Source organism: Rhodopseudomonas sp. B29 (genome assembly GCF_000333455.1).
GTDB lineage: Bacteria > Pseudomonadota > Alphaproteobacteria > Rhizobiales > Xanthobacteraceae > Rhodopseudomonas.
On the sequence record NZ_BADD01000019.1, the window covers coordinates 1 to 1,988 of the forward strand.

2 protein-coding genes are annotated in these 1,988 nt (G+C 60.8%); both read right to left on the minus strand.

Annotation, left to right across the window (positions count from 1 at the left end; genetic code table 11):
• Window positions 1-496: hypothetical protein (locus I5M_RS28930; protein ID WP_040771493.1), on the minus strand; the 496-nt coding region annotated here is incomplete at its 3' end.
• Window positions 497-854: 358 nt separating this feature from the next.
• Window positions 855-1,112, minus strand: coding sequence for a hypothetical protein (locus tag I5M_RS00590; RefSeq protein WP_148287796.1), 258 nt, complete (start codon window positions 1,110-1,112; stop codon window positions 855-857).
• Between the last annotated feature and the right edge of the window lie 876 nt (window positions 1,113-1,988).

A 1,988-nucleotide genomic window follows, 5' to 3' on the forward strand; every position in this document is an offset into this window, starting at 1 on the left:
CTTGTTGGTCGTCACGAGATATATCTATACCGGTAGGTCTCTTTTCCAGAGGCTTGAGGTCTTGATAGGTGACGTTGACTCCGGATTTTGAGAAGTCAGCATCGACCACCACGTCAGACTTGAAATCCTGAGAAATATGGAATGGCTGGCAGTTTGTGACGGCCAAATTCACGAGCCGCAGGTCAGGCTTGAAGATGTCGCCATCGGCGAACGGAACGAAATGCTTGATCTGTCCACGAAAGTCTAGAACGATTCGAGCGCGTATCGGATTGCCAAAATCTTGAGGAGGCTTCCAGCAAGAGGAGATCTGCGATCTTACGATATTGACCTGCTTTAAGTACTCTTCAGCGTTTCCAAATCCCTCGAGAACCGGCTTTGGGTGTTTTCGATCTTCCAGAATTTTCTTAATCTTCTCCCGCATCTCTGGCGTCGTCTCGTTGGCGACGCTCGTTAGGGGCAGAAGTACGATCAAAAGAAGAATTGCACGAATCCACATTCTTGCACGACATCGCTTTTTGATTGCTGGTGGAAGTCCAGAATGCCGACAACGAGGAAAAGTCCGCCGCTGACCGACGTGGCCCAGCTCGCCCAGGCAGGTGTTTTCAGTGCCCCTTGTAGGGCAGACACGGCCCTCTCGTTCGCCCTTTGCCGGAGCCAGTGCTGCTATAGCTCCCGGTTCGCCCCATGCGCAGGTCGCTCCCGCCGGTGACCTTCCGAGCCTTGCCGGGGCCGCAGGCCACATAAACCGACTGCCCTGCAGCGAGGGTGCCGGGAGCCGGTTCACTGGACATCACCTGGGCAGAAGCCGCACTGGCCGAAAGGACGAGGCCGAGCGAGAGACATAACACCTTCATCTACTTCCTCCTGACGTTGATGATCGTTCGGTTGCGGTCTTGATAAATCCCGGACGCCATACAAGCGTCTTTGTATCCAGCGCATCGACCCGTGTCGTAGCCACCCTTCTTGTTGAAGTCGATGCACTCCGCAACGAGTTGAGAACAGGATTTCCTGCCGCCGACATCTCCGGATGGAGTCTGAGCCTGGGCGGCGGCGGCGGCGGCGGCGGCGGATAGCAGTGCAAGTGCCTGAGCCGCTACAACAACGAATTTCATCATGAACTCCAATAAAACGAAGCGCGGCGAACCGGAATGGCCTCGCGAGCGAGCGTAGCCCGGATGGAGCGTCAGCGAAATCCGGGACGCTTCGCCAGGGCGCACCGCTGTCCCGGATTGCGCTTCGCTCCATCCGGGCTACGACTTGATATCACTGCGCTGATACGTCCCGAAACGTCGCGCGTGGGCACGCTGCGCTTTGCCCACCCTACCAAGGACGGCCCTGCGCGATCACGACGCCTCTTGACAATATTCCTATTGTGATTATAGTCCGCAGCGTCCTGTCCGTGAGGGGCGCTGTCGCGAGGCGTCGGTCAGCGGGACAGATCGGCGGGCCGGGTAACCGGTCCGGAACGATGGCCCGGCGAAGCCGACAACTGTGTCGGCGAAGTCGGGCGGACGCGGCGTCCTGCGCGCTGTGCCTCGCAAGCACGCGTCCGGGAGGCGTCGGGGACCCGTCCGGGCCTACTACGAGGCTCTGCGACTTGCTGGTTCGCTGGACGCGGGACAGGCGAAGGCGGCGAAATCTGCCGGATGAAGCGGTGCGGAGGCATCGCGCCTGCCCCCGGAAGCACGGGCCCGACAGCCCAAAACCGCCGCGGTGGGCGCGCCGCAAGGCGTTGCGCGATGGTCCGCAAGCCATCGCGAACCTCACAACCTTTGCGCCGAGCGGCGCGCCCCCGCCCCTCGCTGTGAAGCGACGGGTGCACAGCTCGGGCTCGATCGAGCCGCGAGAGCGAATTGTCGTGGCTGTTTGTCATTCGCATCGGATATAGGCCGCGTGAGCGCAGCGAGCGGTGCCCGGATGGAGCGCAGCGAAATCCGGGGCTCTTCGCCGAGGCGCAGCGCTGTCCCGGATTGCGCTTCGCTCCTCCG